12 protein-coding genes are annotated in these 14,169 nt (G+C 68.1%); 9 read left to right on the plus strand and 3 right to left on the minus strand.

Annotated elements, in window-relative coordinates; all coding sequences use genetic code 11:
• Positions 1–116: 116 nt before the first annotated feature.
• Positions 117–644: a hypothetical protein gene (locus IEX71_RS18645; RefSeq protein ID WP_188838586.1), complete on the plus strand. Its 528-nt coding sequence runs from the start codon at positions 117–119 to the stop codon at positions 642–644.
• 109 nt (positions 645–753) lie between these two features.
• Here the strand turns inward: IEX71_RS18645 and zwf are convergent, their stop codons facing one another.
• Positions 754–2,196 carry a glucose-6-phosphate dehydrogenase gene (gene zwf, locus IEX71_RS18650; protein ID WP_188838587.1) on the minus strand — a complete coding sequence of 481 codons (1,443 nt, stop codon included), beginning with the start codon at positions 2,194–2,196 and terminating at the stop codon, positions 754–756.
• A gap of 76 nt (positions 2,197–2,272) precedes the next feature.
• Entirely contained in the window at positions 2,273–2,527 is a 255-nt protein-coding gene (locus IEX71_RS18655) for a DUF2530 domain-containing protein (RefSeq protein ID WP_229749863.1), read from the minus strand.
• A 79-nt stretch (positions 2,528–2,606) separates the two neighbouring features.
• Here IEX71_RS18655 and IEX71_RS18660 point away from each other — a divergent pair, with 79 nt between their 5' ends.
• The 8 genes from IEX71_RS18660 (at position 2,607) to IEX71_RS18695 (ending at position 12,465) form a co-directional block, all read left to right on the plus strand.
• Positions 2,607–5,375: an AfsR/SARP family transcriptional regulator gene (locus tag IEX71_RS18660; protein WP_188838589.1), complete on the plus strand. Its 2,769-nt coding sequence runs from the start codon at positions 2,607–2,609 to the stop codon at positions 5,373–5,375.
• A gap of 91 nt (positions 5,376–5,466) precedes the next feature.
• On the plus strand, positions 5,467–6,294 hold the full coding sequence (locus tag IEX71_RS18665; RefSeq protein WP_188838590.1) for a class I SAM-dependent methyltransferase: 828 nt from the start codon (positions 5,467–5,469) through the stop codon (positions 6,292–6,294).
• Between the two features lie 114 nt (positions 6,295–6,408).
• Positions 6,409–7,113, plus strand: coding sequence for a class I SAM-dependent methyltransferase (locus tag IEX71_RS18670; RefSeq protein ID WP_188838591.1), 705 nt, complete (start codon positions 6,409–6,411; stop codon positions 7,111–7,113).
• On the plus strand, positions 7,110–8,159 hold the full coding sequence (locus IEX71_RS18675; RefSeq protein ID WP_188838592.1) for a hypothetical protein: 1,050 nt from the start codon (positions 7,110–7,112) through the stop codon (positions 8,157–8,159). The genes IEX71_RS18670 and IEX71_RS18675 overlap by 4 nt, the downstream gene beginning before the upstream one ends.
• 40 nt (positions 8,160–8,199) lie before the next feature.
• Positions 8,200–8,820, plus strand: a complete 621-nt coding sequence (locus tag IEX71_RS18680) for a LysE family translocator (protein ID WP_188838593.1) — start codon at positions 8,200–8,202, stop codon at positions 8,818–8,820.
• Between the two features lie 36 nt (positions 8,821–8,856).
• Entirely contained in the window at positions 8,857–10,320 is a 1,464-nt protein-coding gene (locus IEX71_RS18685) for an NCS2 family permease (protein ID WP_188838594.1), read from the plus strand.
• Positions 10,321–10,511: 191 nt separating this feature from the next.
• The gene (locus IEX71_RS18690; protein ID WP_188838595.1) at positions 10,512–11,819 is read left to right on the plus strand and encodes a sensor histidine kinase; all 1,308 of its coding nucleotides are present in this window, start codon (positions 10,512–10,514) and stop codon (positions 11,817–11,819) included.
• 4 nt (positions 11,820–11,823) lie between these two features.
• Positions 11,824–12,465 (plus strand): response regulator, encoded by a 642-nt coding sequence (locus IEX71_RS18695; protein WP_188838596.1) that lies wholly within the window; start codon positions 11,824–11,826, stop codon positions 12,463–12,465.
• A gap of 6 nt (positions 12,466–12,471) precedes the next feature.
• On the opposite strand, the gene IEX71_RS18700 is transcribed toward IEX71_RS18695, so the two are convergent.
• The gene (locus IEX71_RS18700; RefSeq protein ID WP_188838597.1) at positions 12,472–14,154 is read right to left on the minus strand and encodes a vWA domain-containing protein; all 1,683 of its coding nucleotides are present in this window, start codon (positions 14,152–14,154) and stop codon (positions 12,472–12,474) included.
• Positions 14,155–14,169: the final 15 nt, after the last annotated feature.

Here is a 14,169-nt window from a genome sequence, read left to right on the forward strand (position 1 = left end):
GATCTGTTCGGGTTTGTTCGGGGAAGCAGCCGGCTCGGGTGTTGGTCGCGATGCTAACGACTCAGGGGCCGAGGTGTCGGCCGGCTTTCGACAATCGCTGGAACAAGGGGAAACACATGTCTGCACTGTCACGTCGTCAACTCGCCAAGAGTGCCGCCTGGTCCGTGCCTGTGGTCGCGGTAGCGGCAGCGGCGCCCGCCGCATCTGCGTCGACCGCCGAGTTCGACCTCGCCGTCGCCGCGGGATGCCTACCTACCGGTGACATGTTCGGCTCCGTCTTCGCCTACTTCGAGCTCACCGTGGGAGCGACACCGGTGCCTGCCGGGCGCAGTTTCGTTCTGCGCCAACAAATTCCGGGGCGGGCAAGCAACCTGACCGTGGGGTCGATCATGACGGACCTCAACGGCGGCACCGACGGCATCGCCGACGTGGTCGTGTCGGCCGACGCCTCCCAGGCGACCTTCGTCACGACACGCGAGATCACCGCCGCGACGCGGTTGCACGTCTACGTCTACAAGATCCTCGGCACAGAGGGGGAGACGACCACGTTTTCCATGACCAACCCCGACGCGAACACGGCGAACAACACCGCGGGCGTCGAACGGACCTTCAACGACCCCGACGCCGTCTGCTACCTGAGTTGAGCCGATTGGGTGGAACGAAGAGCGAAGGAGTGGTGACTGGCCACGAGAAGTGGACCGTATGACGAGAAGACACCTGCGCAGCTCTGCGAAGAACTGAGAAGCACAAGGATCAGGCCGTCGGCTCACGCCATTTGCGCTCGAAGGGTAGTCGCCACGCGTTGGGGGCGATGAGCTGGTGGATCTGGTTGGGACCCCAGGAACCGGGTGCGTAGGGCCGCACCGGCTGCGGGTTGTCCAGCAGCGGCTGGCTGATCTCCCACAGCCGCTCGATGCCGTCGGCAGTGGTGAAGAGGGTGCGGTCACCGCGGACGGCGTCGTAGATGAGACGTTCGTAGGCCTCCAGCACCGAGCCCGCCCAATCGGTGTCCTGCACGGCGAACTGCATCGACACCTTGTCCAGCCGGAAGCCCGGCCCGGGCCGCTTTCCGTAGAACGACAACGAGACTCGTGCCTCGTCGGCGAGGTCGAAGGTGAGGTGGTCCGGGCCCTGCTGCGCAACGCCCGACCCGGCCGGGAACATCGACTTCGGCGGCTCCTTGAACGCGATCGAGATGATCCGCTGGCCCTCGGCGAGCTTCTTGCCGGTGCGCAGGTAGAACGGCACGCCGGCCCAGCGCCAGTTGTCGATCTCGCACTTGAGCGCGACGAAGGTCTCGGTCTCGGACTCGGCGCCGACGCCCTTCTCGTCGCGGTAGCCCTGGTACTGGCCGCGCACGACATTGGCCGGGTCGAGCGGCAGCATCGACCGGAAGACCTTGTTCTTCTCCTCGGTGATGGACTCCGGCAGCAGCGAGGTCGGCGGCTCCATCGCCGTGAACGCCAACACCTGGAAGAGGTGGGTGACGACCATGTCCCGGTAGGCGCCGGTGCCCTCGTAGAAGCCGGCGCGGCCCTCCAACCCCAGCACCTCCGGCACGTCGATCTGCACGTGGTCGATGAAGTTGCGGTGCCAGATCGGCTCGAAGAGACCGTTGGCGAAGCGGAACGCAAGGATGTTGAGTGCTGCTTCCTTCCCCAGGAAGTGGTCGATGCGGTAGACCTGCTCCTCGTCGAAGACCGCGTGCACGGCGGCGTTCAGCTTGACCGCGCTCGCCAGGTCGGTGCCGAAGGGCTTCTCCATGATGACCCGGGAGCCCTTGACCAGGTCGGCGGCTTCCAGCGTCTGCACGACGTCGAGCGCTGCCTTGGGCGGCACGCTCAGATAGTGCAGTCGCTGCACCGGCGGCGCCATGTCCTGCTCCGCCTCGGTGATGACGTTGCGCAACGCCGCGGGGCCGGCCGACCCCGGGACGTAGTAGAGGCGCTTGGCGAACGCGTCCCACACCTTCGTGTCGGTCGGATGCTTGCCGAACTCGGCGATCGCCTTCTTCGCGAACTCCACGAACTCCTCGCGGCTCATGTCCTCCAGTGAGGTGCCGATCACTCGCAGGTCGGCGAGCAGGTGCGTGTCGAAGAGGTGGAACAGCCCCGGTAGGAGCTTGCGTCGCGAGAGGTCTCCGGTGGCACCGAAGAGCACGAACGTTGTCGAGTCCTGCAGAGCGTCTGCCGTCATACCCCCACCTTGTACCCTCTGCGACCGGCCTGGGAAGTCGCCCCGCACATGTCCGTGACCCGACCGACGGGTGGCGTTATGCCGCGCTGGCGTTGCCGCGGCCCCGTTTGATGTAGACCCACCCGAGGCTGCCGAGGACGGCTCCGGCGACGCACGTCCACGGCCACCAGTCCCGGCCGTCACCGTGCAGCGCGGGTATGACGAGGGTCGACACCAGTGCGATCACCCACAGTGCGGTGCCGATCTCCACCACCCGCAACACATCGACCTTGACCGGGAGCAGGTCGTCGGCGGAAGGCCCGGTGGGCTCCTCGGGCGTCGGCTCGTTCACGACAGGAAGCCTATGGCACCCCCGAAGCCGTCGACTCGCAGCCGCCGAACCCGGCGACGTCGCTATAGGCTCGGATTCCATGTGGTTCGGGGTATTGGGCCCGCTACAGGTCCATGACGACGGAGGCTCGCCGGTCGAGATCCCTCCGACCAAGCCCGCGCGACTGCTCGCCATACTCCTCGCGGCCGATCGGCACGAGATGTCGGTGGACCGCATCATCGAGGTGCTCTGGGCCGGCCGCCCGCCGCAGTCCGCGCGGTCCAACGTGCAGGTCTACGTCCACCGGTTGCGCCGGTTGCTCGGGGACGGCCGGCTGGCGCACAGCGACGGCAGATATCGATTGCTCGTGCAGCCGCACGAGATCGACTCGAGCCGCTTCGAGGCGATGCTCACGGCCGAGGAAGCCCGCGAAGGGATCGCGCTCTGGCGCGGCGAGGCGTATGACGGCATGACCGACCTCGAGGTCGTGCGCGAGGAGGCCGATCGGCTCGCCGAGCTCCGCCTCGGAGCGCTCGAGGCACGCATCGACGACGACCTGCGCCAAGGGCTGCACGCCCGGCTGGTGCCCGAGTTGCAGCAGTTGACCGCGCGCCACCCGCTGCGCGAACGCTTCGTCGAGCAGCAGATGCTCGCGCTGCACCGCTCCGGCCGGGTGACCGAGGCGCTCGACGCCTACCGCGGCCTGCGGTCGCAGTTGGTCGAAGAGGTCGGCGTCGAGCCCCGCCGGCCGGTGCAGGACCTGCACCAGCGGATCCTCAACGAGGACCCGAACCTCGCCCCGCCGGCCGCCGCGGCGACAAGCAGGACGCGACCCGTTCCCGCCGAACTGCCGCCCGCCGACAGCAGTTTCACCGGCCGGACGGGAGACCTCGACGCCATCGGCAAGAACCTCGCGGGCGCTCGCGGCCGCGCCGTCCCGATCGTCGCGGTGGCCGGCCCGGGCGGCGTCGGCAAGTCCGCGCTCGCGTTGCAAGCCGCGCACAGCGTCTCCGCGGACTTCCCGGACGGCCAGCTCTATCTCAACCTGCGCGGAGCCACACCGGGGGAGCGGCCGCTGGGGGTCTGGGAGGCACTCGACCGTCTGCTGCGCTCCCTCGGCGACGCCGACTTCGAGACGCCCCGGGACATCGCCGAGGCATCGGCCCGGTTGCGCACGCTGACCGCCGACCGCCGGCTCCTGGTCGTCCTCGACGACGCGGTCGACGAGGCGCAGGTGCGCTCACTGCTGCCGGGCGGCACCCGGTCGGCGGCGCTGATCACCAGCCGCAGCGTGCTGACGGCGCTGGACGGAGCGTCCAGTTTCCAGCTCGGTGCCCTCAGCGGACCGGACTCGGTCGACCTGCTCGAACGCGTCGCCGGCGCGGGGAGGTTGCGTGCCGAGCCGGCGGAGGCCGAAGAGCTGGCCCGGTTGTGCGACTTCCTGCCGCTGGCCCTACGGATCGCCGGCGGCAAGCTGGTGCGTCGACCGCACTGGCCGGTGGCCGAACTCGTGCGTCGTATGTCGGACGAGCAACGCCGCCTGGACGAGCTGGAAGTGCCGGATCGGGCCGTGCGCACCAGTTTCGAGGTCAGCTACTCCGACATACCCGCCAAGCCGGCGCGCGCGTTCCGGCTGCTGGGGTTGCTGCCCGGGGTGGACGCCGGGGTGCCGGTGACCGCCGCGTTGGCCGGCTGCACCGAGCGCGAGGCGGAGGCGACCCTCGACCAGTTGGTGGACGCGCAACTGGCCGAGTCGCGGACGCCGGGCAGATACCGATTGCATGATTTGCTGCGGCTTTTCGCGCGTGAGCAGGCCGAGCAGCAGGACCCGGAGGAGGCTCGGGACGGTGCGGTGCGGCGAGCCCTGGAGTGGTATCTCGGCACCGGGCTGAGTGCGGAGCTGCACCAGTCGCCGGAGAGCTGGCGGTGGCGGTTCGCGCCCTCGGGGCTGGAGAACACCGGGCACCGGCTCACCGGCGACGCGCAGATCGGTGAGTGGCTGTCGCGCGAGATCACCAACCTGGTGGCCGCGGCGCGGCGGGCCGCGACGCTGCCCGGGGACGGTCCACGACTGGCAGCGGCGTTCGCCGCCGTGCTCTTCGCGCCGATGAACACCCGCGGCCGGTGGTACGAGCTGCAAGAGCTGATCGTCGCCGGGCTGGAAGCTCTCGGTGATGACGACGCGAGCGATCACCGAGCGCTGCTGGAGAACGACCTGGGCTGGATCAATGCGTTGCTCGGCAGTCCCGCCCAGGCCGTGCCGCATCTGGAGCGTGCGCTCGCGCACTGGCGGAAGGTCGGCCAGCGCAGGGGCGAGGCCACCACCCTGCGCGTGTTCGCCCGTGCCCTCAGTGGCACCGGCCAGGGCCTCGAGAGCATCGAATGTGCCCGCAGCGCGCTGGCGATCTTCCGGGAGCTCGAGGTCCGCGAAGGCCAACTCGACTGCCTGATCGCGATCGGCCTACAGGCGGCGGCGTTGGGCGATCTCGAAGCGGCGATCGCGGCGCATGAGGAAGGCATCGCGATGGCCGAAGGGTATGGCGACCTCTGGCACGCCGGGGTGCTCGTCGGCAACGTCGCGGACCTGCACCGGCGATCCGGTGATCTCACGCGAGCGGTCACTCAGTTCGAGCGAGCGCTGCGGATGGACCGCGACTCCGGCAACGCCCGCACCTATTTCGAGGCCGAACACCTCTGGGGCCTCGGCCGCGCCCGGCACGAGCAGGGTGACGGCCGGACCGCACGCGGGTGCTGGGACCGGTCGGCCAAGATCCTCTACGAGCTCGGCCTCATCGGCAGCGAGGAGTACGACTCCCTGCTGGCCGAGCCGGTGCCCGCCACCCCGGACGTAATCGCCCGCCAGCTCTGAACGCCGCCGGTGTAGCGCGGATGAACCAGCGATAAAGCGCCTCCTCTCAGGCTGCGTGGATCACCACACGGAGCCACAGGGGGACTCACGCATGACCACGAGCGACACCACGACCACTGAATACGTCTTCGACAGCCCGTCGGTCCAGGGGCGTCAGCAGTTGAACCACCTGCAGACACTGCTGGACCCGATCACCACGGGCGTCCTCGACGACATCGGCGTCTGGCCCGGCAACCGGTGCCTGGACCTGGGGTCAGGAGGAGGATCGATCGCCCGATGGCTCGCCGACCGGGTCGGGCCGACGGGTCAGGTCGTCGCCGTGGACCTCGACACCGAGCAGATTGATGTGCCGTCCAGAGTCCAGGTCCACGGGCACGACATCAGGGACGGCCTGCCGGTCGACGGCCCGTTCGACCTGATCCACGCACGACTGGTGCTGATGCACCTGCCCAACAGGGAAGGCATCCTCCGCGACCTCGTCGACGCACTCGCTCCCGGCGGCTGGCTCGTCCTGGGCGAGACGCCCGACCGACCGCAGGAGGTCCTCGCCGCGCCCACTGCAGCCGACGCCGAACTGGCGGACCGCGTGCTGCGCACCGGCCTGCGCGTGGTTTCCGCGGCGGGTGTCGCACTCGACTGGGCGTATGCCGTCGAGCAGCGCATGGCGGCCGCCGGTTTGGTGAGCATCCGCGGCAACGAGTACAGCCCGATGGTGACTGGCAGTGACGCCGGTGCACTCCTCATGGGCACCTACGTCGCACAGGTCAAGCCGTTGCTCCTGGACGCGGGGCTGACTGAGGACGAACTGTTCCGCTACCACGCGTTGATGCGCGATCCGCGGTTCCGGGCCTGGCCGTTCCTGCGCCTGGTCACGACCGCCGGCCGTAAGCGGGCCGGGGACGCGGAGCAGACGCGATGACGGGAGACACCATGACGAGCGACTACATCTTCGACAGCGCGTCGCCCCAAGGTCGGCAACAGGTCGGCCACATAGAGCAGATCTTCGACCCGATCACGACTCGATTCCTCGACGATGTCGGGGTCACGCCAGGCGCACGGTGCGTGGAGGTCGGGCCTGGGTCGGGATCGATCTGCCGTTGGCTGGCCGATCGGGTCGGCGCGGCTGGTCGGGTCGTCGCCGTCGACGTCGCCCACCGCGCAACTCGACGTACCGGCACAGGTGGAGGTCTATCGGCACGACATCGGTGCGGGTGTGCCCACGGACGGCCCGTTCGACCTGATCCATGCCCGCTTCGTGTTGATGCACCTACGAGACCGGGAGAACCTTCTCCGGATGCTGGTCGACGCGCTGGCGCCCGGCGGGCTGCTCGTTCTCGGCGAGTCTCCCAATCGGCCGCAGGAGGTCCTGTCCGCGCCGAGCGACGCCGATGCGGAACTGGCGCACCGCGTCGTCGGCGCGGGAGTGAGGCTCACCGGACGGGTCAGCACCGCCTGGGAGTGGGCCCACGAGGTGGAGCAGCATTTCGTGGCTGCTGGGCTGCGAGACATCCGCGGCTTCGAGTACACGCCGATGGTGACCGGTGGCGACGCTGCGGCGCTGTTGGTGAGCACACATGTCGCACAGGCCGAGCCGCTACTGCTCAAGGAAGGCGTCACCCGGGACGAGATCAGCCGGTTCCATCTGTTGATGCGCGATTCACGGTTCCGGGCCTGGCCGTTCATGCGGATGGTCATGACCGCCGGCCGTAAGCCGCTCGACACGGAGGTGGGCCGATGAGCGAGCGCAGCGAGCGACACATTGGACTGAGCCGGCGGATGTTCTCGTTGGTCGCAGTCCTGGCACTGGCACTCACCGCCGCCGTGTTGCCTGGCTCGGGCCGAGCCACTGCGGTGGCGAGTCCCAATCGTGGTCACCTCGTCACAATGTGCTTGGCGCCCAAGGCTTTTCCGAGCTTCGAGCACACCGTGCGCGTGCCGGCGTTCCTCGTGGCGACTCTGCTGCGGACGACGGCGTCATACCGAGGGCCGTGTGCGGCGTATGGCGAGTCGGCCCCGCGCGGTGACGGGCGACTGACGGCATACAGCCAGCAGGAGCACGGCAAGCCCGCCGCGATCGGCGTCGTCCTGCCGACGTCGACGCTGCGCGGGTTGCCGCACGATCCGCCGACCGACGGCAAGTGGTGCTACGACAAGAACGGCGACGGCACGGTCGACCCGATGATGGAGTGCGCCAACGGTTACGGCAGCGTGCTGGACCTGGACGGGAGTTTCCGACGTGACGTCGAGACGCCGTTCAAGTACCTGATGATCGACTGGAACCCGCACGGGCACGGCCCGCCGAACGTCTATGACCGGCCGCACTTCGACGCCCACTTCTACCTGCAGGCCGACGCCTCACGCCGCGCCATCCGTCCGGGGCCGTGCCCGGAGCTGGTCAACTGCGAGGACTTCGAGCTCGGCAAGAAACTACCGGCCGCGAAGTACCGGCCGAGTGATTTCGAGGATCTGGACGCTCAGTCACCCGGGATGGGCAACCACCTGATCGACCGGACCGGGCCGGAATTCCACGGCAAGCCCTTCACCCACACGTTCATCTACGGCACCTGGGATCGCGACGTGACCTTCTACGAGCCGATGATCACCGAGCAGTACCTGGACGAGCTCGCGGACGGGACACGCGATGACGCCTGCGTGCCGATCAAACAGGCGGAGGCGTTCCAGCAATCCGGTTGGTATCCAACGCGATACTGCATGCGCCATCGCGACAATCGGGACGAGATCACCATCTCGCTCGAGGGGTTCGTCCACCGCGCGGCGAGCTGAGTGTCATGGGGGATGTGATCGCACTTGGGGGAGTGCGCGGATGCCGACCAGCAACACGTTGATCACCTTCATGGGTGCGGCGCTCGCCGTGCTGCTGGTCCCCGGCCCGTCCGTCGCGTATGTGATGTCACGCAGCATCGCGCACGGTCGGGCGGCCGGGCTGGTCTCGATGCTCGGCCTGGAGACGGGTGCGATGCTGCACATGTGTGCCGCCGCCGGAGGCGTGGCCGCGCTCGTGGCAGCATCGCATCCGGTCTACGCGGCACTGCGGTATGGCGGGGCCGCCTACCTGGTGTTCCTCGGGATTCGCGAGATTCGAGCAGCAGTCGGGCCGGAGGGGGCATCGGCGGAAGGCGTCGTGACGAGGGGCCGCCTCTACCGTGACGGTGTCCTGGTGGACCTGCTGAACCCGAAGTCGGCGCTGTTCTTCCTGGCCTTCCTGCCCCAATTCGTCGAACCGGTGCGGGGATCCATGTCCGGTCAGGTGATGGTGCTGGGGTGCTGCTTCGTCGTGCTGGCCGTCGTCTGCGACACGAGCTACGCGTTGATCGCCGGCTCGTTCAGCCGGCGGTTGAAGGCGTCGGTGCGTGCGCAGTTGCTGGTCAATCGCGCGACCGGTTGCGTCTTCATCGCGCTCGGCGTGTTCGCGTGCGCCGCGTGAGGAAGTGAGTGTCCGGTCGCAGGTACCCTGCTGCCCATGAGTTCACCCGCCCTCGCGCCGAACGCGTTGGACCGTTTCTTCAAGATCACCGAGCGGGGGTCGACAGTCAGCCGCGAGATCCGAGGTGGTCTCGTCACCTTCTTCGCGATGGCCTACATCATCGTGCTGAACCCGTTGATCATCGGCACGGTCAAGGACGACGGTGGTCACGGCTCGTTCCTGGGCGGAGGAAGCGACCCGCAGCTGGCGAAGGTCGCGGCGGCCACGTCACTGGTCGCGGGCGTGATGACCATCCTGATGGGCGCGATTGCGAACTATCCGATGGCGATCGCAACAGGCCTGGGGCTCAACGCTTTCGTGACGTTCTCCATCGCCGCGCTGCCCGATATGACCTGGGCCGACGCGATGGGCCTGGTCGTGCTCGAGGGCATCGTCATGCTGGTGCTGGTGCTCTCGGGCTTCCGGGTCGCGGCGTTCAAGGCGCTGCCACCGCCGATGAAGACCGCGATCAGCGTCGGCATCGGCCTGTTCATCACCTTCGTCGCGTTCTTCGATTCGGGCTTCATCCGAGCGGGTGCGGGCACGCCGGTCGAGCTGGGCGTCAACGGTAGGTTGGACGGCTGGCCGTTGCTGGTCTTCTGCGTCGGACTGATCACCGTGATCGCCCTTTACGTGCGGAAGATCAAGGGCGCCATACTGATTGCGATCCTGGGCACCACCGTGCTGGCAGTCATCGTCCAGGCGATCTGGAAACCCGGCAGCCAGAACCCGAAGAACCCGACCGGCTGGGGGCTCAACGTCCCGAAGCTGCCGACCGACTGGATCGCGACGCCGGACTTCGGGTTGCTCGGCGACTTCAGCCTCTTCGGATCGTTCGGCAAGATCAGCGTCATCACCGCGCTCCTGTTGATCTTCTCCCTCGTGCTGGCGGACTTCTTCGACACCATGGGCACAATGGTCGCCATCGGCAGCAAAGGTGACCTGCTGGACGAGACCGGCACCCCGGTCGACGCGCAGAAGATCCTGGTCGTCGACTCTGTCGCCGCAGCCGCCGGCGGTATGGCGTCGGTCAGCTCCAACACCGGCTACATCGAATCCTCCGCAGGAGTCAGCGAGGGCGCCCGCACCGGTCTTTCCGCGGTGGTCACCGGCGCGCTGTTCCTGCTGGCGACCTTCCTGTCGCCGGTGGTCGAGGTGGTGCCCTACGAGGCCGCCACCCCGGCACTGGTGCTGGTCGGCTTCCTGATGATGCAGCAGGTCGGCGGCATCGACTGGCACGACTGGGACATCGCGATCCCGGCGTTCCTCATCATCGTGCTGATGCCGTTCTCCTACTCGATCACCGTCGGCATCGGCGCCGGCTGCATCGCGTTCGTGGTCGTGAAGCTGGCGCGCGGCAGGGTGAAGCAGGTGCCGCCGCTGATGTGGCTGATCGCAGGGCTTTTCGTGATCTACTTCGCGATCGCCCCCGTGCAGGACGTCCTCGACAAGATCTTCTGACCCGCGTGGTGCGGCTCCGTGTGGGCCCGACCGGACCCAACCAGCGACCGTTGCCGGTTGTGTGCACGCGGTCTCGATACGGGATCACCATGGGGGCTTGCCCTACCCGACCGGATGCTCGGGCTAGCCCGACATACAGCTGACCGGTCCACGGGATCGGTTCCGGAACGCCAGGTTCCTAGCGTTGTGGCATGGCATATTCACTGTTGATGAGCGACGAGGTGGCGACCGGGACGGAGCCGTTCGAAGACGTCGGCCGCGGCCGGCTGCCGAGGCTGGTGCGTCGGACGCTGACCAGCACTCTGTATCTGCTGATCGCCTGGCCGTTCCAACTCGCGGTCTTCATCCTGAATGTCACGCTGGTGTCGACGGCCACGTCGATCCTGTTGGCACCGTTGTCCGTTCCGCTGGCGATCGCTGTCGCGAGCAAGTCCTCGGCGATCGAGCGCCGGATGGTCTCGGGCTGGGTCGGTCTCGAGGCGCCACCGGTACGACGACTGGCTCGCGCGCAGGGTGAGCGCTTCACGGACTACGCAGTGCGCGTCGTCAGCAACCCGAACGTCTGGCTCGAGGTCGTCTGGACCCTGGTCGCCTGGGTCGTCTCCACGATCACCTGGGTGCTGACCATCACCTGGTGGTCGATCGCGGTGGCGGCCACCACGTGGCCGGCATACGGCTGGATCACCCACGGCCACAACGGCAATCAGGACCCGGCCGACCTCGTGGGGCTGCATTCCTTCCTCCCAGCTGCGGCTGCGTATGTCGGCATCGGACTGATCTTCCTGATCACCACGCCGTTGGTGATCATCGGCCTGGCACGCGCGCAGGGGTTGGTGTCCACCGCGTTGCTCGGGCGGGCCCAGCAGGAGGCGAAGATCGCCGAGCTCACCGAGACCCGGGCGGCGGCGCGGGTCGCCGAGTCCGCGCAGCTGTCCAGGCTGGAGCGAGACATCCACGACGGCCCGCAGCAGCGGTTGGTCCGGCTGAAGATGGACCTCGCCCGGATGGAGCGGCAGGTCGGTGAGGACTCGCACGCGATCCTCGGACTGCGCGCCGCGATCGCCTCGACACAGGAGACGCTGGACGAGCTGCGCGCACTCTCCAAGGGCATCGCGCCACCGGTGCTCGCCGACCGTGGCCTCGTCGCCGCGGTCCGCGAAGCGGCGGGGCGTGCGACGATCCCCGTCACGGTGGAGGCCGACCTGCGCCAGGTGGTGTTGCCGCCGCACCTCGAGCAGTCCGCGTACTTCGTGGTCTCCGAGGCACTCACCAACATGGCCAAGCACAGTGAGGCGCGCTGCGGTCTGGTTTCGTTGCAGATCAACGGTATTGACCTAGTGGTGTCCATCACCGATGACGGGCGGGGCGGCGCGCACCTGTCGAAGGGCAGCGGCCTGGTCGGGCTGCAGAGCCGAGTCCGCTCGGTCGGCGGCACGCTGACCATCGACTCTCCGGTGGGTGGACCGACCACGGTGCTGGCGGTGTTTCCCCTAACCTGACGTCATGCGGATCGTGGTGGCTGATGACTCGACGCTGCTACGAGAGGGAGTGCAGCTCATCCTCGGCGACGCCGGGCACGAGGTGGTCGCCGGTGTGGGCGACGGCACCGCACTGGTGGAGGCCGCGTTGCGGGAGCGCCCGGACCTGGTGATCACCGACGTGCGTATGCCGCCCAGCGGCACCGACGAGGGATTGCGGGCGGCCGTGCGGATCCGTCAGGGGTGGGCCGATGCGCCGATCCTGGTGCTCTCGCAGTACGTAGTCGAGGCGTATGTCGACGAGCTGCTCGCCGCCGGTGCCGGATCGATCGGCTACCTGCTCAAGGACCGGGTGGGTGACATCGACGAGTTCCTCGCCGCTGTCGAGTCGGTCGCCCACGGCGGCACCGTGTTGGACCCTCAGGTCATCTCGCAGTTGATGACGAGGCGCCGAGATCCGTTGGCATCGTTGACTCCTCGCGAAGGCGAGGTGCTGTCGCTGATGGCGCAGGGCATGTCCAACGCGGCGATAGCGGCGCGACTGGTCGTCACATCCGGCGCCGTGGAGAAGCACACCCAGCGCATCTTCGCCAAGCTGCAACTGTCGCCGGAGGACACCGCCGGTCATCGCCGCGTGCTGGCCGTTCTAGCGTTCCTGCGGGACTGACGTCGTTCAGCCGAACAGCGCCTCCTGGAAGACGTTCGGGGCTTCGGACATCTTCCGGAGTGTCGTCGCGCTGCCCTTGGTCACTGCGGCCACCTGCTCGAGCCCCTTGTAGTTCCCGCCGGGGTCGAGCAGCACCATGCTGAGTGTGACGGGCTTCTTCGGGTCGTAATACTTGGCGACATACGCCTTGACCTGTGCCAGTGTGACGTGGTTGCCGGCGTCCTCGTTGGCGCCGTCGGACAGCACGATCACGCGGTTGGCCCTGCCGGGGGTGTAGTGGTCGACTGCGTACTTGTAGGCGCGCTCGATCGCCAGATAGACGGGGGTGCCGCCGCCGGGCTTGGCCCGGTCGAGTGCCGCGTGGATGTCTTTGATGTGTGCGGGGCTGTCGAGCGCCAGCGGCACGTCGTCGAAGACCGGCCCCTTGGCGCGGTTGGCGAAGAACCACATGGTCGACCGCTGCTGCGGCGACGCGAGGGTGAAGGCGAGCTTGAGCAGTTGCTGCATCATCACCACCTTCGGCGTCTTGGTGCCGGGGAACTTCTCGGTCATCGAACCGGACAGGTCCAGCAGCGCCACCGTGGAGTTGCGTCGGTGTGCAGTCTGCCACGCGCTGCGTGCTGTCTTGAACGAATCTGCAGTGACGGCAGCTGGTTTCGCCAGATCGCTGGCTCCGTCGATGCCGGGGCGTTCTCCGGTGCGGCTGCGATAACCGCTCGCGCGCAGCGCCTGTTGACCCGCCGGCGACCGCAGGTGCGTGAGGAGCACCTGGAACTTCGACTTGCTGAAACCGTTTGCCGGGGTGGCCACGATCGGCACGGCGGCGGCCCCGCCCAGCAGTGGCACGCCGACGAGTTGGTTGGCACCGGTTCGCGCGTTGTGGGCGGCGACTTCGCGCTCGGTGCTCAGCACGGCGCTCGCGGTCTTGGCGAAGGCTGCGGTGTCGGGTGCGTTCAACAGGTCACGTGCGGCCGAGTCGGACTTCTCCACGACCGTGAGTTGCTCGACGTGGACCATGGCGAACGTCGCGGGGGTCGGATGCGTGTAATCGGGCGTCTTGCCGACAGGTTTTCCGTTGACGGCCGTCAGCAGTGCGCCATACCCGATCGCGCCGGTGGCGGACGTCGCCGGATCGGGAATGGCGAGCCGGAAGTCTCCCCACTCGGCGTGCCCCTCGGTGGACCAGGTGTTCTTGCGGTTGAACCAACCCTGCAGGTTGTCGGTGGTCGGTGCTCCGAAGGCAGTCGCCATCGCCGACGGCATCGCCAGCACGACCGGGCTCGTGGCGACCAGCGCCGGGTCGTCGTTGGACGTCCCCGGCCGCAGCTCGACGTCCGCGTCACCGGCCGTCTTTGCCGGGGCGATGCGGTATGCCGGGCCGATCGTGTCCGCCAGTCTGTTGATCAGGCTCGTATCGCTGGTGCCGGTCCAGACCTGCACCACTTGGGCGTTCGCGCCGCTGGACGGCTTCGTCGTGGTCGTTCCCGCGGTGCTCGACCGAGTCGCGGAGCGGGTGTCGTCCTGCCAGGGCCGGGTGACGGCCACCGCCGTGCCGGCGACCGCGAGCACGCAGACTGCGGCGACGATCGCTGCCATCGCACCGCGGTTGCGCGAGTCCGCCACTCGGTGCCGGATCTGCGTGGAACCAGCCGGCTGGCTCGATCGATGACGACCTTGTCTGCGGCTCATGGGGGGCCGTCCTTC

Source organism: Flexivirga endophytica (assembly GCF_014640635.1).
GTDB lineage: Bacteria > Actinomycetota > Actinomycetes > Actinomycetales > Dermatophilaceae > Flexivirga > Flexivirga endophytica.

Coding starts and splice junctions, on each gene's coding strand:
- IEX71_RS18700 (WP_188838597.1), bottom strand. CDS start 14,154: ATGAGCCGCAGACAAGGTCGTCATCGATCGAGCCAGCCGGCTGGTTCC.
- IEX71_RS18665 (WP_188838590.1), top strand. CDS start 5,467: ATGACCACGAGCGACACCACGACCACTGAATACGTCTTCGACAGCCCG.
- zwf (WP_188838587.1), bottom strand. CDS start 2,196: ATGACGGCAGACGCTCTGCAGGACTCGACAACGTTCGTGCTCTTCGGT.
- IEX71_RS18645 (WP_188838586.1), top strand. CDS start 117: ATGTCTGCACTGTCACGTCGTCAACTCGCCAAGAGTGCCGCCTGGTCC.
- IEX71_RS18690 (WP_188838595.1), top strand. CDS start 10,512: ATGGCATATTCACTGTTGATGAGCGACGAGGTGGCGACCGGGACGGAG.
- IEX71_RS18670 (WP_188838591.1), top strand. CDS start 6,409: ATGTCGGGGTCACGCCAGGCGCACGGTGCGTGGAGGTCGGGCCTGGGT.
- IEX71_RS18680 (WP_188838593.1), top strand. CDS start 8,200: ATGCCGACCAGCAACACGTTGATCACCTTCATGGGTGCGGCGCTCGCC.
- IEX71_RS18660 (WP_188838589.1), top strand. CDS start 2,607: ATGTGGTTCGGGGTATTGGGCCCGCTACAGGTCCATGACGACGGAGGC.
- IEX71_RS18695 (WP_188838596.1), top strand. CDS start 11,824: ATGCGGATCGTGGTGGCTGATGACTCGACGCTGCTACGAGAGGGAGTG.
- IEX71_RS18675 (WP_188838592.1), top strand. CDS start 7,110: ATGAGCGAGCGCAGCGAGCGACACATTGGACTGAGCCGGCGGATGTTC.
- IEX71_RS18685 (WP_188838594.1), top strand. CDS start 8,857: ATGAGTTCACCCGCCCTCGCGCCGAACGCGTTGGACCGTTTCTTCAAG.